The 3,846-nt window shown below is 26.3% G+C and carries 5 protein-coding genes; 1 reads left to right on the forward strand and 4 read right to left on the reverse strand.

Annotated elements, in window-relative coordinates; all coding sequences use genetic code 11:
* The first annotated feature begins 304 nt into the window (after positions 1-304).
* Positions 305-1,102, forward strand: coding sequence for a hypothetical protein (locus Q0F58_RS17845; RefSeq protein WP_294379206.1), 798 nt, complete (start codon positions 305-307; stop codon positions 1,100-1,102).
* 81 nt (positions 1,103-1,183) lie between these two features.
* Here Q0F58_RS17845 and Q0F58_RS17850 read toward each other — a convergent pair whose 3' ends face one another.
* From Q0F58_RS17850 to thyA, 4 genes are all read right to left on the reverse strand, one after another.
* Positions 1,184-1,858, reverse strand: coding sequence for a hemolysin III family protein (locus Q0F58_RS17850; protein WP_294379207.1), 675 nt, complete (start codon positions 1,856-1,858; stop codon positions 1,184-1,186).
* A gap of 63 nt (positions 1,859-1,921) precedes the next feature.
* On the reverse strand, positions 1,922-2,305 hold the full coding sequence (locus Q0F58_RS17855; RefSeq protein ID WP_294379208.1) for a TIGR04086 family membrane protein: 384 nt from the start codon (positions 2,303-2,305) through the stop codon (positions 1,922-1,924).
* A 56-nt stretch (positions 2,306-2,361) separates the two neighbouring features.
* Positions 2,362-2,856: a dihydrofolate reductase gene (locus tag Q0F58_RS17860; RefSeq protein WP_294379209.1), complete on the reverse strand. Its 495-nt coding sequence runs from the start codon at positions 2,854-2,856 to the stop codon at positions 2,362-2,364.
* 47 nt (positions 2,857-2,903) lie between these two features.
* Complete coding sequence (gene thyA / locus Q0F58_RS17865) at positions 2,904-3,761, reverse strand: thymidylate synthase (RefSeq protein WP_294379210.1); 858 nt, start codon at positions 3,759-3,761, stop codon at positions 2,904-2,906.
* Between the last annotated feature and the right edge of the window lie 85 nt (positions 3,762-3,846).

Raw genomic sequence — 3,846 nt, forward strand, 5'->3', positions numbered from 1 at the left:
TTAACGTTATACCTTTGTTTCTTTTTAATGTTTCTCTTAACATTTTTTATCCTCCTATTATTTTTAAATTTTTATACTCTTTATACTATCATATTTCAAATATTTTTACAATCACTTTTTATTTATTTTATATTACATTTTTATTACAAAAAATGTAAATTAAACTTCAATAATCATACCAACATTATCGGCAGTATGCTAAAAATTACTCACACCCAAATTTTATGAAAACAAATTTATTGACTTTACTAATATTTTATAATATTATTTAATATAATAATACAAAAGAAATGGAGGATAAAAAATGCCTAAGAAAAAATACATATTTTATGCAGTACTTATATTACTTATTTTGCTATTATTTTTTTTGAGCTTTTTATCGATTAAATTATTTACTCAAAATCTAAAAACTGCAAAATCGATGGAAAAAGCATTAAAAGTAGACTTAACATCACCATTTTCAGTAAATAAAATCGTCTACTTTAGTAGTGCAAATGCAAAATCTGAAATAAATGCAAATTCATCTTTTACAATATCAGATTTATATCAATATACAGATATTGCTATTTTTATAAATAATAATTCAGATGGAAATTACAACGCTAAAAATACTTTAAAAAAAGTAAGTTTATCTAATATATCATTTAACTTAAAACCATCTATTGGAACTCCAGATTTATATTTTAAAAATATTAATGACTTTGCAAGTAATAGTTTAGATGAATCTAAAAAAATAGAAAATAATTTGGATTTTGAAATTTCTTCAGAAGATGAAATTGATTATTCTAAGCCTATTTTATATAATAATTGTGCTAATCCAATTACTTTATGCTATGTAAATTCAGGTTTAAAATCTAATTATACTTTAACAGATAATATATCACATATTTCTTATGATGGAACATTACTAAAAAGATGTGGAATTACTCTTAATTCAATTGCCTGCAAGTTGAGCTTTGTTATTAATATTACAAATAATTTAGATGAAGTTTATTCTTGTCCGTTCATTTTAAATATTCCTTTATCAACTGAAAGTAATACTGTTTACGATGGTAGCTTAGTTGTGAATAATAGTGTTAATTATAATTTTATAAGACCTTAATTCTAACACAAAAGGACCATTTCTTTATGGAAAAAGAAATGGTCCTTTTGTGAACAATTACTATATTCTACTTTCAAAAAATTATACAACATACAATAATATACAAAGAAAATGTAATAAACTTCCTGCGAAAATACATAAATGAAAAATTGAATGCATATATTTTCTCTTCTTACCTAAACCATATAAAACTGCACCAATAGTATAAATAATTCCTCCAGCAACTAAAAGGGTAAATCCTGTCCATCCAAGTCCTTCTATTACCCATTTTATTTTAACAATAATACACCAACCCATTGCTAAATAACATATCATTGAAAATACCTTAAATTGTTTTAAATCTATTGAATTCAGTATGATTCCTAATATTGCCATTCCCCATATTATTCCAAAAATCCACCAGCCAGTTGCTGTATCTATTTCTCTTAATGTACATAGTGCAAATGGTGTATATGAGCCTGCAATAAGCAAAAATATTGAACAATGGTCTAATACCTGAAATACTTTTTTTGCTTTTGTATCTGGTTTTAATCCATGGTATATGCTTGACATTGTATATAACAAAATCATTGTTACTCCAAATATTGAACTTGCAACTACTCCATATGGATTATGATGTACAGCTGCAAATATTACACATAGTACTAATGCCACTATTCCTAGAGCTCCACCTACTATGTGTGATGTCATATTAAATATTTCTTCTCCTTTTGTGTATGTTGGTAACACTCTTTCATCTAATTTTGTTCTCTTCATATTTTTATCCTCCATCTAGTTTTTAATACTATATAACATAGTTATTAAAATGTCAATAGATTTTTAACTTTTTGTATTAACTCCTATAATTCCGCCTAACACTCCACATGTAATTCCAACACCAATCATAATAGCAGAAACCCAGCTAAGTGCAAGGCTTGCATTTATTGCACTTGAAATAATATAAATAATTAAAATATATAAAACTCCGATAATTCCTCCTGTTATTAATCCATTTTTGCGAATTTTTCTTGTTCCAATTGAGCTTCCTATTAAAATACTAATTCCAGTTATAGTAATTATAACAGGTTTAATTGTATTTTCTGATAAATTTGTATATGTTAAAAGCACAGCAAATATAGTAAGTGCAACTATTGTGGCCAAAAATGATATCGCTGTGCCTTTTATAATACTAACTACAGGTTTATTGTTTTCAAATATCTCCATTGAAATATCAATCCTTTCTAACTCTTTAATTAGTACTATTTATATTCAAATTTTAATTATTTATTACCTTTTCTTTCGTAAGTTATATATTCATATTCGAAATTATTTTCATCTTTAGGTCCATTAACTCTTTCTATAATCTTCCACTCATTTTCATGAATTACAGGAAAATATGTATCTCCAACAAAGTCTTTGTTAACTTGTGTTACATATAATTTTTTACATTTTGGCATAAGAATACTATAGATTTGAGCACCACCTATTACAAAATTTTCATTTTCATCTTTTATATACTCTTCTAAATCTGATACTCCTCCTAAAATCTTCACATTAGGCTCATCTATTTTATAGTTTGGATCTCTTGTTAAAATAATATTTAATCTATTTGGCAAAACCTTTCCGATAGACTCAAATGTTTTTCTTCCCATTATTACTGTATGTCCTGTTGTTATTTCTTTAAATCTTTTCATGTCATCTGGTATTTTCCATAGTAGTTTATTATCTTTTCCTATTGCATTATTTATTGATTTTGCAACTATTATACTTAGCATTTTTATTCCTCCGTTTTTATTTAAATTAGTTACTTATAATTTTTTATTTATAAAGCAACTGGTATTTTTCCTAATTTGATATCTTTATTATAATCATATCCTTGTATTTCAAAATCTTCTACTTTAAATTCATAGAAGTCCTTTGTTTGATTGTTTATTACTAGTTTTGGTGTAACATCCATTGGTTCTGCTTCTATTAATTTTTTTATTAATGGAACATGTCTATCATATATATGACAATCTCCAATATTATGTGTTAATGTTCCAGGTTTTAAACCTACACATTGAGCAACCATACATAATAATGCTGCATATTGCATAGTATTCCATCCATTTGCTGCAAGCATATCTTGTGAACGTTGATTTAATATTAAATGTAATCTTCCTCCCTTTACAAGCCATTGTGTACCAAATGCACATGGCTCTAAATTCATATCTTTTAAATCCCCAAAGTCAAATATATTTGTCATTATTCTTCTGCTTGCTGGGTCATGTTTTAAAAGATATAACATATAATCAACTTGGTCTAAAGTTTGCATTCCATCTTTTGTTTTAAACTCATATTTTTTAGCTAACTGATATCCATAAGCTTTTCCTATTGTTCCATCTTCTCCTGCCCATTGGTCCCAAATATGAGAATTTAATTCTGATACTTTGTTTGATTTTTTTTGCCAAATCCATAAAATTTCATCTATTGCTCTTTTCACAGTATTTGTGTTATTTCTTAATGTAATCATTGGGAATTCTTTTTCTACATCATATTTATTACTTACTCCAACTATTGAGATATAGTTTGCTTCTGTTCCATCTTCCCATCTTGTCCTTACACCTGTTCCTTCTGATGAATATCCATGTTCTAATATTTCTTTACATGTATCTATAAAATTTTTGTCTGCTTGTGTCATTTTTTGTTCCTCCTAATTTTTTCTTAAATATATCAAATTTTGTATTTTTTTGCAAGTGGCCATGGGACCCCATAGAGGTCGGTTC

Source organism: uncultured Clostridium sp., from assembly GCF_934754915.1.
GTDB lineage: Bacteria > Bacillota > Clostridia > Clostridiales > Clostridiaceae > Clostridium.